Genomic DNA, 14,186 nt, shown 5'->3' on the forward strand with positions numbered 1-14,186 from the left:
AGTATAGTTGTCATAACAACGCAGGTGTCTTCGCTAACGCCTGAATAGAGAAAAGGATAAATAATGAGCTGGCCATTTCTTGCTGTATTTTTTTCTGGTTGGTTGTTTGTCGATGCCACTTATCGTGGCCCACGCTGGCAGCGTTGGGTATTTAAACCCGTCACCTTGTTACTCTTACTGTTACTGGCCTGGCAAGCCCCTATTCTTGGCCCTGCGGGTTATCTGATTGTCTTAGGATTATTGGCAACACTGGTTGCCGATGCATTATTACTGCTACCCAGTGAGCGCTTACTTTATGCTTTAGGAGCATTCTTCCTATCCCACTTGCTGTATACCATCAGTTTTGCCAGTCAGATGACCTTGACGCTATTCTGGCCATTGCCTCTGGTGTTGATCGTGGTTGGCGTTTTGTTGTTAACCGCTCTCTGGACGGAGCTACAAGATATGCGCTGGCCAGTAGTCGCCTTTATCGGTATGACCTTGCTAATGGTTTGGATGGCGGGTGAACAGTACTTTGCCCGCAGTACTGATTTGAGCTTCTCGTTACTGGCCGGTACCGTTCTGCTCCTACTTTCACATGCTGTCTGGTTGCTGAATCGCTACCGTTTCTCCTTCCGAGCATCAGATGCCATCGCTGCCGGGTGCTATTTTATCGGGCACTTTTTAATTGTCAGGTCGCTGTATCTGTAGCTGAGCGTATGTATTGGTAACTAGTGTATCAATATCTAAGATATTGGCAGCGAGTACATTGATAAATAATATAATTCATATCGCCATGTTACAGAACATCATGAATATGTATTCCATTAAATTGCTCCACGGACGGAGCGAGTCTTCATGTCCTCATCTCAGTATATTGGTGCGTAGCAGCACCCTTCTTTCATTTTACCCTCGGTTGGCAGTCAATAAAAACAATCCTATTTAACAACTATTCTCATCTAACCCCCTTGACTCTGGAGTTGACTCCAAGGTGTAGAGTACAACTATACCCAAGGACTTGGCGTAGTAGCGCGGTCACTAACACCACTACAGCGTTAAAGGACATGGGCATACACCTGTTACATCCTGCATAGGGAGCAGCATCATGCATTCACACTCTGAGCATCAGAAATCAGTAGATACCAACAGTAATTGTGGCTGTGGTCATACCCATGCCAAACATCAAACCGGTTGTAGCAATCTGGCTACTGCGGCTAATAGCGACGCCATCCGTCATGATGTAAGTGAACACTCACATCATGATGGAGAGAGTTGCAGTCATACTCATGCCGATGAGGCCGACGAAGAGAGTGATCGACTTGATACCGCGATTGTTAGCGGAACCCAACGTTTCAGTTGGCAAGTTAAAGGGATGGATTGCCCGAGCTGCGCCCGGAAAATTGAAAATGCGATCAGCGGACTTGATGGCGTCGAGAAGGTAAAAGTGCTGTTCACCACCGAGAGATTGGTAGTAGATGCCCGTACCGATGTTCGTTCCCTCGTCCAGAAAGCCGTTATTGATACTGGATTTAGCCTGGTAAAGACCCAAACCGCTTCCGGGCAGAAAACCGTTGCCACGGAATCACGTTTTCGTGAATATTTGCCACTGGCATTATTAAGCACATTAATGCTTATCAGTTGGGGATTATCTCTCTTCAATCCTGAGATCAGCCAGATTGCGTTCACTATCACCACCATTGTTGGCTTGATCCCCTTTGTGATCAAATCCTGGAAACTTATTCGTTCAGGAACACCTTTCGCCATTGAAACGTTGATGAGCGTCGCCGCTATCGGGGCAGTGTTTATTGGTGCAACCGCAGAAGCCGCCATGGTATTGCTGCTGTTTATGGTGGGTGAATTACTCGAGTCTTATGCAGTGAATCGTGCGCGGCGCGGTGTCACCGCACTGATGGCGCTGGTACCAGAAGAGGCATTACTGTTAAAGGATGGTAAACGCATATTAGTTCCTGTCGCAAATTTACGCCCTGGGGATATTATCGAAATCCCACCGGGAGGCCGCCTGCCAGCCGATGCTGAACTACAGGCCACGTTTGCCAGCTTCGATGAAAGCGCCCTAACGGGTGAGTCCATCCCCGTTGAGCGCCAACAAGGCGAAAAAGTCGCCGCTGGCTGCCTGTCCGTTGATCGGGCAGTCGAAATGCGCGTGGTATCGGAACCGGGGAATAATGCCATCGACCGTATTCTGCAACTGATTGAGCTAGCAGAAGAGCGTCGTGCGCCAATTGAACGGTTTATTGACCGCTTCAGCCGTATATACACCCCAATAATTATACTGTTCTCCATACTGGTCATTCTGGTCCCACCATTAGTTTTCGCCGCGCCTTGGGAACCTTGGATTTACCGTGGCCTGACACTGTTGTTAATTGGTTGCCCGTGTGCGTTAGTGATTTCTACCCCTGCGGCGATTACCTCAGCACTGGCGGCGGCAACACGGCGTGGGGCCTTAATCAAGGGCGGTGCGGCACTGGAACAACTGGGCCGTAGCCAAATCATTGCATTTGATAAAACGGGCACATTGACCGAGGGTAAACCAAAAGTCACTGACGTTCTGCCCATCTCAGGCATCAGTGAAACCCGGTTGCTCGCCTTGGCCGCGGCGGTAGAAGCGGGGTCACATCACCCCTTGGCCATCGCTATCATACAATGTGCTCAGCAAAATCAACGTGCTCAGCAAAATACGCCGATGCTGCCACTGGCTGAAGAACGCCGGGCGTTGGCGGGGGTCGGTATTGAAGGTGTGGTCAATGGCTTGATGGTCCGTGTCAGCGCCCCCAGCAAGTTGTCTCCGGCACTGCTGACCGATGAGTGGCAGGCACAGATTGACCAACTGGAGAGTAGTGGTAAGACAGCCGTTGTGGTCTTGGAGGATGAGAAATTCATCGGCTTACTGGCACTGCGTGACACATTGCGCACCGATGCCAAACAGGCGATTGATGCGTTGAAAACATTGGGGATTCAGGGTGTCATGCTAACGGGCGATAATCCACGTGCTGCCGCCGCCATTGCCGGTGAACTGGGGATTGATTACCGCGCCGGGTTACTGCCAGCCGATAAAGTACAGGCGGTGATGGCATTGAATGCATCGCAGCCGACGGTCATGGTAGGCGACGGCATTAATGATGCGCCAGCCATGAAAGCATCCAGTATTGGGGTCGCGATGGGCAGCGGCACTGACGTTGCACTGGAGACCGCGGATGCTGCATTGACCCATAACCGGCTGACTGGACTGGCAGAGATTATTCTGCTCTCACGGGCGGCCAACGCGAATATTCGTCAAAACATTACTATCGCGCTGGGTTTGAAAGCTATCTTCCTGGTCACCACTCTGCTGGGTCTGACTGGCTTGTGGCTGGCAGTATTGGCAGATTCTGGCGCAACGGCACTGGTGACGGCGAATGCGTTAAGGTTGTTACGCAAGCGGGATGTTTAATTAGCTGAATGTTTAATTAGTCGAATGTTTAATTAGCCAGATACTGGATTAACTGGCTGTTATTCCCTTCCTAACCAAATAGCGATAGGGGGTCTGTTTAGTCTCTTGCGCCAGTAGCTGGTGGTCCATAAAACGACAGAAACCCGGAATATCACGGGTGGTCGCGGGATCATCAGCGATAATCAGTAAGGTTTGGCCCTCTTCCATATGCCGGACCGCCTTACGAACCATCATAACCGGCTCTGGGCAGCGCAGGCCCAGAGCATCAAGGGTTTTATCCGGATTAGCAAAAATATCGGTCATGGCGGTTCTCTTTTTCGGCAGTAAACAGTTCGATAGAAATATAAAATGTAAGCAAGCTTACGAAGGCGGTCAGTTTAACGAAAGCCAATGGTTTAACGAAAGCAAATAGTTTAATGAAGATAAATAGCTTAACGAAGGTAAAGAATTCACCTTGATCGTTCTCTCGTGTAAGCAACGCAATAATTTACGTTAAAACGCTATCGTTTGCGCTAAAATTAACCGTTGCATTCGTTGCGCAAACGCGTATTATGCCGCCGCGTCGTAGGTCTTGCGACATATTTTGTTTGGGTTCCCTCACCCCAATAACCAAAAAGGTTACATTTATGTTTTCGTTTACTGCCCAACAGCGGATGACCGCGTTGGTATGGCTATCGCTATTCCATATTGTCATCATTACCTCCAGTAACTACCTGGTGCAATTGCCGATCGCTATCTTCGGCTTTCATACCACCTGGGGGGCTTTTACCTTTCCATTTATCTTCTTAGCCACTGACCTGACCGTGCGAATTTTTGGTGCCCCTTTGGCGCGCCGGATTATTCTTTCCGTTATGGTGCCCGCATTGTTGATTTCGTATCTGATATCAGCGCTGTTTTATCAGGGAAGCTGGCAGGGGTTCCCTGCGTTAACCAGTTTTAATCTGGTGGTTGCCCGTATCGCCGTCGCCAGTTTTATGGCCTATGTTCTTGGCCAAATTCTGGATGTTCAGGTGTTTAACCGCCTACGTCAGCGTAATGCCTGGTGGGTTGCACCTACTGCAGCCATGTTCTTTGGCAATATCAGTGACACCATGGCATTCTTCTTTATTGCTTTCTATCGCAGTAGTGACCCATTCATGGCCGCACACTGGGTGGAAATTGCGTTAGTCGATTACAGCTTTAAGCTGTTAATTTGCATGTTGTTCTTCCTGCCAGCTTATGGCGTGATGCTAAATGTGTTGCTGAAGTACTTTGCCCGGCAGACGGGTCAGTCAGTGCTGGCAACTGAACGATAGATTGCTTTTAGCGCCTGAATGAGGTGCGATAGAATAACTTAGCAACTATTGATAAATTGTCAGCTGTTGATAAGTTATCGACAGCCGCCAGTGGCTCGAAAGGCATAACACGTATGAATAAGGGACACTCATGTACAAGAAAATAGCTCGATTTCTCGCCGTCGGCCTGCTGGTTGCAGGATTAAGCGCCTGTGATAGCAGTAGCGATAACAACATGGGCCAGACCGTCAGCCTGTTAGATGGCAAAGTGACCTTTAACTTGCCAGCAGAACTATCAGACCAAAGCGGGAAGATGGGTAATCAAGCCAATAACATGCACGTTTACGCCAATAATACTGGCGATAAAGCAGTGATCGTCATTTTAGGTGAGGGCACCAATGAAAAGTTGGATGTGCTGACCAACCGTTTAGCAGAGCAACAGCGCGCCCGTGATGCAAACCTGCAAGTGGTGACCAACAAGACGATTAATATTAACGGGCAACCGTTCCAGCAACTAGACAGCATTATTACCAGTAGCGGTCAAAAAGCGTACTCATCAATCGTCATGGGAACCGTCGGTAACCAATTAATGACATTACAGATTACGCTACCCGCCGAGAATCAGCAGCAAGCTCAAACCGAAGCTGAATCCATTATCAGTACGTTGAAACTGAAATAATCTGTCCCAGCAGAGCGCGGTTCACCCGCGCTCTGTTTTATTGGCTTACTCGGCTTTATTGATTTCCTAAACAATAATTTTTACCCCCATCAAGCCAATGCCCGCGCCAGTAAAGTAATCGGGTGCTCACATTTCTTACTGGTCGACATTTCAATCTGCCATTTGCAGGTTTCGCAATCGGTAATCACCAAATCAACTCCGCTATCCTCAATTTGCTGGAACAACGATGCCCCAATCCCTTGCGATGTCGCGTAGTTTTCCGATTTAAAGCCATAAGTTCCGGCGATACCGCAACACTGAGAATCTAACACCACCAGCTCAATACCAGGTATACGTTGGATCAAAGCCAAGGTATAAGCCGTCCAGCCCATTTTCTCCATATGACAAGGTGTGTGATAGGCAATGCGCAATGGTGCTGCTTTTGATGCCAATAAGGGATTTAATGATAATAAAGGCTTCAGAGGTAGTTCCCTCCCTTGATCCAATAAGCGGTAAAGGTAGCGAGTCGCCAACTCCACTTTATCGCGCACCGGGGTGGTATCCACATCCAACAAGTGAGGATACTCATCCCGCAGGGTGAATGTACAACTTGAGGAAGTGGCGACTACCGGAATATCACGACCAATGACCGTGTCGGTGAGTGATTCCAGATTTACCCGTGCCTGCTTTTTCGCCTGCTCAATAAAGCCATTCACAATCAGTGGGACACCACAGCATTTTTCACGTTTCAACAACTGCACACCAATATTCATCGCATTGAAAACGCTGACTAAATCCTTGCCCAATTGTGGGTGGTTATAGTTGACGAAACAGCCATGAAAAAATGCAACTTGCTCAGTATATTGCTGCTGTTTTTCTGCCTGTTTACGATACCAACGGCGAAAGGTACCAAATGAATATTTTGGTAATTCACGCCGATGATCAATTTTCAGCGCTTTATCCAACAGTACCCGAACGGGTTTCAACCCCGTCACCGCATTGATCACCGGTGCAAACGGTGTCGAAAGCGTGCCCATGATGTCGGTATGACTGAGGATGGCATCGCGTAATTTGGGTTTGTTAGTGCTATGGCTGGCTTTCGCCCGTTGGATAATATCGCCAATTTTGACATCTGACGGGCAAGCCACTTCACAACGTTTACAGTTAGTACAATATTTCAGCGCATCATCGTACAGTGCCGGATCTTTCAGACGCAGGCGTTCACCATCCGGTCCGGCTTGTTTCGGCCCTGGATAGAGTGGATTAACCTTTGCCACCGGGCAATAGGTCGTACAGACCGTACATTTGATACAGCTTTCGAAGCTATTATCTCGCTTGAGACGGCGATCGCCCACCATCGTGTCATCCTGTACGGGGCTAGCGTCATGCTTTGACAACCACGTCATAATGTCACCTCCATCGCGCTAATAATCTGTTCAGCAACAAACAAAGCACTGGTCAGTGAAACACCCGCGCCACAACCTTGTTGAAGCGGATCATACCCCCCCAGCACAGCACCGATGGCATGTAGATTCTCTAGGGCGACACCGCCACGCAGCGGCCGCAAATGGTTATCCGTGTTAACACCAAACTTCAGATAAGGCTGCGGTGCAAACATATTGCTGTGGCTCCAATCTGCACGGTGAGGCAGCGATAAAATATCCAGGTCCAGTATCGGTTCATAGATTTGATCAAAGGTGGCAACCAGCCCATTACTGAAGAAACTGCCACTGGCCAGTACCATCTGTGCTGCTCGCAAAGGAATATCACCGTGGTTGCGGCTATACAGGCCGGTGACCCGGTTATCGACCAATTCAGCCCGCACGACCGCATCACCGGGCATGACTAAGCCCCCCAATTGTTGGAAGCGATGGCGCAGTGCCTGATGTAAGCGCATCCCCAACAATGAAGGAGGTAATGTCGGCAACAGTTGAATAGGTTTCCCGACCACGGCGCGTAGGGCATCTAACGGAGCAGACTTATCCAGCCCGATACAAGCAGGTAATAAAATTATGTCAGCGGTAGGTGACAGGCGGGATAACTCATCCGCCAAGGGTTGTAGATTTTCCGGCAGATCCAGTATTCGAGCGATGTTTACCGCTCTGAATTCGCTCGGATTATCCCGCAACCGATCCAGCGCCGGTAAATGTAAATAATCTGCCGTCGCATCAATGCCCTGATCCTGTAAGGAACTCGCAACCATCTGTGGTTGAAAATCGAGAAAGCCTTCAATACCAATCACAGCCACACGTTGCCACGGCAGCGGGCCATTTAACGGTGCAACCGGGATGTCCGCCAGGCTCAACCATGTTGGACGGTAGCTACCCAATGGCGTCAGACGTAAATGGTTTTCGGCGCTACTCCCAACGATATCCAGACCGCACCGCCGTAATAGAGCTTCTGCTTCCTGCACCAACTCATCCAATTGCTTGATATGCCGCATTTTACTGTAAGGATGTTCAGGGGCTAATTCAGCTAATGCACTGAGTGCCGATAACGGCTGGTTGACCGCCCGCCCATCGGGCAATTTAGCCAAGAGATCCAGAGAGCCAGAGGAAAAATGCAGTGCATTTTGTCCAGCACTGACAATCGCGCAATATTTACCTTGTTCAGCCAAACGAATACCGCAGGCTAACCCGGCCAATCCACCACCAATGATGATCACATCAAATTTCATCGTGTTTCTCCTGCGCATTCACTGCGGCTGGAGTCTCATCCAAACCACAGAGCCCCTGATAGACCCACTGGGTAAACTCACTCTCACGCAATGCATCACCCCAAGCTATTGGGCGTACACCTTTCCAGCGCTCGTTGAGAAATTGTGTCAGTTGCTCACGGGATTGCTGCGGGGTGGTCACCTTAAAGCGGCTGAGTAGACCCGCAGCACGGCACGCGCACAGTTCTCCCTGGCAAGTGCCCATACCCACACGGGTACGACGACGTAAATCCAGCAGGTTATTGACGGATAAAGATTCAACCGCGTAGCGAACTTCACCGGCGGTGACCGCCTCGCATTCACACACCAAACTGTTATCTAGCCGATTTCCGGCCAACAACTGCGTGGCGCGATCACCATGGCGATAAACCGCCGAGCCGCGAATACTGGCAGGCAAGGAGATCACTTTGCTTAAGGTCTGTTCTGCGGATTGCCGTGAGCCGGGTAATGGCACTTGTGCTGTGGTACAAGCGGCGCTGATACCCAACTTTTCGCACACTTTATCGGTTGCCCATTCCGCCATCAGCCGGTAGGTCATCAGTTTGCCGCCGGTAATCGTGATAAAGCCGTCCAACCCATCCCGGCTGGCATGATCCAGTAGTACGATGCCACGGCTGACATTGCGCCCTGATGGATCATCATCGCTGGCAACCAGTGGCCTCACTCCTGCGTAGGCACGTAAAATACGGGTTTGCGCCAGTTGGGGAGAAAGTTTGGCACCTTCACGAATTAAGGTATCCACCTCTTGTGCCGTTACTACCATATTGTCTATCTGATCGTAATCGATGTGGGTTGAAGTGGTACCGATCAACGAAATGGTATCGCCTGGCACCAAAATGTCGGCATCCGCAGGCTTACGGCAACGGTTGATCACCATGTTATTGATCCGATGCCCGAGGATTAGCAGCGCCCCTTTGGCGGGGAACATGCGGATACGCAAATCGGCATATTCAGCAATATGTTGTCCCCAAATCCCGGCGGCATTCACCACAATCTGCGCATGAATGTCGTATTTTCGCTGATTTTTATGGTCGAAAACGCGCACACCGTTGATTCGGGAACTCTGCCGCAACAAACCGATAACTTCATGATATGTCAGAATATTCGCACCATGCTCTTGGGCATCCAACATGTTGGCAGCGGTTAAACGGAAAGGATCGACAGTGCCATCAGGTACCCGAACCGCTGCAATCAGTGCGGGATTGACGGCAGGCTCCAGACGCAGTGCCTGTTCGGGGTCAATGGCTTCAGCCTCAATACCTGCATCCCGACAGCGGGCGATAAATTGCTGCTGATATGCCAGAGAGTCCTCCGGCAAGGTGATAAATAAGCCATCAGTTTGTTCAATGCAATGGCGAGCAATCCGTTTGAGAATGCGGTTTTCTTCGATGCACTCACGGGCTGACTCACCGTCGGTTACCGCATAGCGAGCGCCACTGTGCAAGAGGCCATGATTACGCCCCGTGGCCCCGGTAGCGATGTCATGCCGTTCCAATAAAATACAAGCCAAACCACGGCGGGCGCAGTCGCGAGCGATTCCGGCACCGGTTGCTCCGCCACCGATAATGATGACATCCGTTTCTATATAAGGAGAACTGTTCGTCATGAAAGACCCCAGATTATCAGACAGCCGCCTGCTGGCGAGTTATATCCCTATTGAGCCACAGTCTTTATAGGCATTGTTTGATAAGGAACAAAAACGAACCAAAAACGAAAACAACATGGTGTTTAAAAGCCATGATTGTGATCAAAGTCACAGGTGATTTGTTATTACTTGTTTCAAAATATCGAATAATCGCCCAAAATTGCCGCCGATTTCATAAAAGTGTAACAATTGCGCCATCACTCACAGATAAAGCAACCAATGTTATCTAGCATGACGCTCGTTATGGAACATAAACGACAGCTAGTTAACTGTTTAACCACCGGGTAGATACCAGGCTATACCGGAGTCAGAAAACAATAAAACGCCATCGGAGGCATAACATGTTGAGCATTTTCAAGCCCGCGCCACATCAGGCAAGGCTACCCGCAGACCGGGTCGACCCAACCTATCGCCGTTTACGCTGGCAAATTTTTATGGGTATCTTCTTTGGTTACGCTGCCTACTATCTGGTGCGTAAAAACTTTACACTAGCCATGCCATATTTAATCGAACAAGGGTTCTCGCGCGGAGATCTTGGTTTCGCATTATCCGGTATATCTATTGCTTACGGTTTCTCAAAATTCATCATGGGGTCGGTTTCTGACCGTTCGAACCCACGGGTGTTTCTCTCCGCAGGCTTGATCCTCTCTGCGGCCGTCATGCTGTTCATGGGCTTTGTTCCTTGGGCAACATCCAGTATTGCCGTGATGTTCGTGCTGCTATTCCTCTGCGGTTGGTTCCAGGGTATGGGTTGGCCGCCATGTGGCCGTACCATGGTTCACTGGTGGTCGAAGAAAGAGCGCGGTAGCATCGTATCAGTATGGAACTGCGCCCATAACGTGGGTGGTGGTTTACCACCATTACTGTTCCTGCTAGGCATGGCGTGGTTTAACGACTGGAAAGCGGCGTTATATATGCCCGCGTTCGGTGCCATTTTGGTGGCATTAATTGTCTTTGGTCTGATGCGTGATACCCCTCAATCTGTTGGCTTACCGCCGATTGAAGAGTACAAAAACGACTATCCAGATGATTACAGCGAAGAAGCCGAAGAAGAGCTGACGGCAAAACAGATCTTTATGCAATACGTGTTACCCAACAGGCTGTTGTGGTATATCGCCATTGCTAACGTTTTTGTTTATTTACTGCGCTACGGCATCCTTGACTGGTCACCGACTTACCTGAAAGAAGTCAAACATTTCGCGCTGGATAAATCCTCATGGGCATACTTCCTGTATGAATATGCGGGGATCCCAGGGACACTGCTTTGCGGTTGGATGTCTGACAAAGTCTTTAAAGGTAACCGTGGTGCAACCGGTGTGTTCTTTATGACACTGGTGACTATTGCCACGATTGTTTATTGGCTGAACCCAGTCGGTAACCCAGGCATTGATATGGCCTGTATGATCACCATTGGCTTCCTGATTTACGGCCCAGTGATGTTAATCGGCTTACACGCACTTGAATTGGCACCGAAGAAAGCAGCCGGTACCGCCGCAGGCTTTACTGGCTTGTTCGGTTATCTGGGTGGCTCGGTAGCAGCCAGTGCTATCGTAGGTTACACCGTTGACTACTTCGGTTGGGACGGCGGCTTTATGGTTATGATCGGCGGCAGCATCATCGCGGTTCTGTTACTGATTGTTGTGATGTTCAGTGAGAAAAAACATCACGCAGAATTGGCTAAAAAGAACGGCTGATTAGCACCAGGTAGTTAGGCTGTGCCGCTATTCATCGCGTCACAGCCCTCTTCATCCCTATATCCCAAACCCAACATTATTGGCGTTGCTGCCAGGCAGCAAACGAATGACAAATCGATCGAAACCGCTAACAAACAGCAACCCCAAGTAAGAAGGGTATAAAACCGACAAATGGAGCACTATTGATGCAAACACACGTCAAAACACTATTGGCAAGTATGATTCTGGCGGCCTCTATCGCAGGCCCGGTCTATGCTGTGGAGCCAGCATCTGCTGATAAATCTGCACCTGCCATAGATAAAGTCGTCATCGCTCACCGTGGTGCCAGTGGCTATTTACCTGAGCATTCACTACCAGCCAAAGCCATGGCCTACGCACAAGGTGTTGATTATCTAGAGCAAGACCTGGTGATGACTAAAGATAATGAATTGGTGGTGTTGCACGACCATTATCTGGATCGTGTAACCGATGTTGCCGAACGCTTCCCAGATCGCGCACGGAAAGATGGCCGCTATTATGCAATTGATTTTACGTTGCCAGAAATCAAGTCTCTGAAATTTACCGAAGGCTTTGATATTGATAAAAACGGCAAGAAAGTACAGAGCTATCCGAACCGTTTCCCAATGGGTAAATCTGATTTTCGGGTGCACACTTTCCAAGAGGAAATTGAATTCGTTCAGGGGTTGAACCACTCGACAGGTAAAAATATCGGTATTTACCCTGAAATAAAAGCGCCGTGGTTCCATCATCAGGAAGGTAAAGACATTTCCACGAAAGTGTTGGAAGTCCTGAAAGAATACGGTTACACCAATAAAGACGATAAAGTTTATCTGCAATCCTTTGATGTAAATGAATTAAAGCGCATTAAGAATGAGCTGGAACCTAAGATGGGGATGGATCTGAAACTGATCCAACTGATCGCTTACACTGACTGGAATGAAACCTACGAGCAGCTACCTGATGGCAAATGGGTTAATTACAGCTATGACTGGATGTTCAAACCAGGGGCAATGCAGGAAGTGGCGCAATATGCTGATGGCATCGGCCCTGACTATCACATGTTAGTGGTTAAAACATCAACACCAAAAGACATCAAGCTGACCGATATGGTCAAAGAAGCCCATGCCAGCAATATGATGGTCCATCCGTTCACAATACGGGCTGACAGGCTACCTAAATACGCCACCGATATTAACCAACTGTTTGATATTATTTACAATCAGGCACAAGTTGACGGTGTATTTACTGACTTCCCGGACCAAGGCGTACAGTTCCTGCAAAAACAGCAGCAGCATAAGTAACTCACCGTAAACATGGCTCTCTTTTTTCTATTTCTTTTCTTCAGAGGAAAGAGAGCCATAATTAATTACTCAACGGTACTCACTACATTAAGATAGTGATTTCTGTCATTTATGTTTCCGTAAACATTATCCACGGGTGCAATGGAGGAATCACCTAAAGAGGACATATCCTGAACTAATGTTTCTATATCGAATTGATCTGATATTATTGTCTTGATACTGTCCTGCCTGGTATTTTCTATTCCAGTTGGTGTCATAATAAAACTATTCTGCTTGGACTCTGGAATTAAAGTGTCGCTATCACCGGATGAAACACGTAGCCTGCTAGGCTCAGCATGGAAGATATCTAATTTATAACCTTTCTCGAAGGGAATAATGGTATTGGAAATATTCGCATTAGTGCCATAAAGTTTTTCCTCAAACGTAATGTTCCCTTGTTTATCGATCACTTTAATACTGGCATACAGTTCAGCACCGAAATAACAATGGGGAGAGTCAGTGATAATATTAATACCTGCCAGTTTACTCTCGTCATCGATGGTCACTGTCGCAATATCACGATCACAGAAGCCCAACAGCTTGAACTGGAACGATACCATCAATTTTGTAGCCGAATCGATACCCACGCTGACGATGGGGTCTGTGCTGGCAGGAGGGGTATCAGGAATGATAGGTGTAGAAGTTGTAAGTGCAGAAGTTGTAGGTTCCGGTTCCGGTGCAGATTCAGATTCAGATTCAGATTCAGATTCAATAATATCTGCGTTACTCCCCACTGAAACTGAGTTTGGATGAATAAAATCGGCTTCTATAATATCGGTAGGATAAGATTCCATCTTAGGATCTGTCACGCCTAATGGCGTCATTACAAGAAGAGCAAATGGAGAATTGGGGTCAATAATACTATAAAGATCAGGAGAACTAACGAGTCTGCTGGGTATAGGGTGGTACATCTCAAGTTGATAGCCCACCTCAAACGGGAGTTCTATTTTCTCTTCTTTTATCTCTGCATCTGATAATTTTTTTTGGAAAACCATTGTTCCTTTAGCATCCCACACGACAATATAGATATATTCCTCAGGAATGTAGTCACTACTAAATTTCTTCTCAGCAATGTTTATATTTATTTTTTTGTTTTTTGAGTCAATATTAATATCGGCCATGGAGTTTAATTTATTACCGAGAAAATTAATCTGCTGAGGCCGTTCATCGATCAAATCACTACTATCTAATCTTGTAGCAATAGGGCTTTTCATAGGTATGAAATGGGGGGGGGTAACGTTTACATCACTCATATATTAACTCCATTCAGATAAATTTTGTTTTAATATTAAATTAAAACACTGAGATACTATTATCTTCATGAATATATAGAACGACTAATTAGTCTTTATTATAATTAGTTTAATGTCATTATATAAGTATTTAGCATTGGTTCATGGAATATATAATTTTTAAAGATGAGTGTACG

At 47.8% G+C, this 14,186-nt stretch carries 11 protein-coding genes; 6 read left to right on the forward strand and 5 right to left on the reverse strand.

What is annotated here, in order from left to right; translation table 11 throughout:
* The first annotated feature begins 63 nt into the window (after window positions 1-63).
* Window positions 64-690 carry a lysoplasmalogenase gene (locus tag AC971_RS07570; RefSeq protein ID WP_025382177.1) on the forward strand — a complete coding sequence of 209 codons (627 nt, stop codon included), beginning with the start codon at window positions 64-66 and terminating at the stop codon, window positions 688-690.
* 394 nt (window positions 691-1,084) lie between these two features.
* Window positions 1,085-3,430, forward strand: a complete 2,346-nt coding sequence (locus AC971_RS07575) for a zinc/cadmium/mercury/lead-transporting ATPase (RefSeq protein ID WP_025382176.1) — start codon at window positions 1,085-1,087, stop codon at window positions 3,428-3,430.
* A 48-nt stretch (window positions 3,431-3,478) separates the two neighbouring features.
* On the opposite strand, the gene tusA is transcribed toward AC971_RS07575, so the two are convergent.
* Window positions 3,479-3,733 (reverse strand): sulfurtransferase TusA, encoded by a 255-nt coding sequence (tusA, locus tag AC971_RS07580; RefSeq protein WP_025382175.1) that lies wholly within the window; start codon window positions 3,731-3,733, stop codon window positions 3,479-3,481.
* Between the two features lie 323 nt (window positions 3,734-4,056).
* On the opposite strand from tusA, the gene AC971_RS07585 reads away from it, so the two are divergent.
* Together AC971_RS07585 and AC971_RS07590 are read left to right on the forward strand one after the other, a co-directional pair.
* Window positions 4,057-4,725 carry a 7-cyano-7-deazaguanine/7-aminomethyl-7-deazaguanine transporter gene (locus AC971_RS07585; RefSeq protein WP_025382174.1) on the forward strand — a complete coding sequence of 223 codons (669 nt, stop codon included), beginning with the start codon at window positions 4,057-4,059 and terminating at the stop codon, window positions 4,723-4,725.
* Window positions 4,726-4,855: 130 nt separating this feature from the next.
* Window positions 4,856-5,383: a DcrB family lipoprotein gene (locus tag AC971_RS07590; protein WP_025382173.1), complete on the forward strand. Its 528-nt coding sequence runs from the start codon at window positions 4,856-4,858 to the stop codon at window positions 5,381-5,383.
* An 89-nt stretch (window positions 5,384-5,472) separates the two neighbouring features.
* On the opposite strand, the gene glpC is transcribed toward AC971_RS07590, so the two are convergent.
* The 3 genes from glpC to glpA are packed head-to-tail and all read right to left on the reverse strand — an operon-like array spanning window position 5,473 to window position 9,684.
* Window positions 5,473-6,768, reverse strand: coding sequence for an anaerobic glycerol-3-phosphate dehydrogenase subunit GlpC (gene glpC / locus AC971_RS07595; RefSeq protein ID WP_025382172.1), 1,296 nt, complete (start codon window positions 6,766-6,768; stop codon window positions 5,473-5,475).
* The gene (gene glpB / locus AC971_RS07600) at window positions 6,765-8,039 is read right to left on the reverse strand and encodes a glycerol-3-phosphate dehydrogenase subunit GlpB (protein WP_025382171.1); all 1,275 of its coding nucleotides are present in this window, start codon (window positions 8,037-8,039) and stop codon (window positions 6,765-6,767) included. Before glpB ends, glpC begins: the two co-directional genes overlap by 4 nt.
* Complete coding sequence (gene glpA, locus AC971_RS07605) at window positions 8,029-9,684, reverse strand: anaerobic glycerol-3-phosphate dehydrogenase subunit A (protein ID WP_025382170.1); 1,656 nt, start codon at window positions 9,682-9,684, stop codon at window positions 8,029-8,031. The genes glpB and glpA overlap by 11 nt, the downstream gene beginning before the upstream one ends.
* A gap of 380 nt (window positions 9,685-10,064) precedes the next feature.
* On the opposite strand from glpA, the gene glpT reads away from it, so the two are divergent.
* Together glpT and glpQ are read left to right on the forward strand one after the other, a co-directional pair.
* Window positions 10,065-11,417, forward strand: a complete 1,353-nt coding sequence (gene glpT / locus AC971_RS07610) for a glycerol-3-phosphate transporter (protein WP_025382169.1) — start codon at window positions 10,065-10,067, stop codon at window positions 11,415-11,417.
* Between the two features lie 185 nt (window positions 11,418-11,602).
* On the forward strand, window positions 11,603-12,718 hold the full coding sequence (glpQ, locus tag AC971_RS07615) for a glycerophosphodiester phosphodiesterase (RefSeq protein WP_025382168.1): 1,116 nt from the start codon (window positions 11,603-11,605) through the stop codon (window positions 12,716-12,718).
* Window positions 12,719-12,783: 65 nt separating this feature from the next.
* Here glpQ and AC971_RS07620 read toward each other — a convergent pair whose 3' ends face one another.
* Complete coding sequence (locus AC971_RS07620; RefSeq protein WP_048677492.1) at window positions 12,784-14,010, reverse strand: putative mucin/carbohydrate-binding domain-containing protein; 1,227 nt, start codon at window positions 14,008-14,010, stop codon at window positions 12,784-12,786.
* Window positions 14,011-14,186 lie beyond the last annotated feature (176 nt).

It is taken from the genome of Yersinia similis (assembly GCF_001053095.1).
In the GTDB taxonomy this organism is placed as follows: domain Bacteria; phylum Pseudomonadota; class Gammaproteobacteria; order Enterobacterales; family Enterobacteriaceae; genus Yersinia; species Yersinia similis.

Bases quoted from the DNA above. Each gene is read 5' to 3' on its own strand.
- AC971_RS07585 (WP_025382174.1), top strand. From the start codon at position 4,057: ATGTTTTCGTTTACTGCCCAACAGCGGATGACCGCGTTGGTATGGCTA.
- tusA (WP_025382175.1), bottom strand. From the start codon at position 3,733: ATGACCGATATTTTTGCTAATCCGGATAAAACCCTTGATGCTCTGGGC.
- glpT (WP_025382169.1), top strand. From the start codon at position 10,065: ATGTTGAGCATTTTCAAGCCCGCGCCACATCAGGCAAGGCTACCCGCA.
- AC971_RS07575 (WP_025382176.1), top strand. From the start codon at position 1,085: ATGCATTCACACTCTGAGCATCAGAAATCAGTAGATACCAACAGTAAT.
- glpB (WP_025382171.1), bottom strand. From the start codon at position 8,039: ATGAAATTTGATGTGATCATCATTGGTGGTGGATTGGCCGGGTTAGCC.
- AC971_RS07570 (WP_025382177.1), top strand. From the start codon at position 64: ATGAGCTGGCCATTTCTTGCTGTATTTTTTTCTGGTTGGTTGTTTGTC.
- glpQ (WP_025382168.1), top strand. From the start codon at position 11,603: ATGCAAACACACGTCAAAACACTATTGGCAAGTATGATTCTGGCGGCC.
- glpC (WP_025382172.1), bottom strand. From the start codon at position 6,768: ATGACGTGGTTGTCAAAGCATGACGCTAGCCCCGTACAGGATGACACG.
- AC971_RS07620 (WP_048677492.1), bottom strand. From the start codon at position 14,010: ATGAGTGATGTAAACGTTACCCCCCCCCATTTCATACCTATGAAAAGC.
- AC971_RS07590 (WP_025382173.1), top strand. From the start codon at position 4,856: ATGTACAAGAAAATAGCTCGATTTCTCGCCGTCGGCCTGCTGGTTGCA.
- glpA (WP_025382170.1), bottom strand. From the start codon at position 9,684: ATGACGAACAGTTCTCCTTATATAGAAACGGATGTCATCATTATCGGT.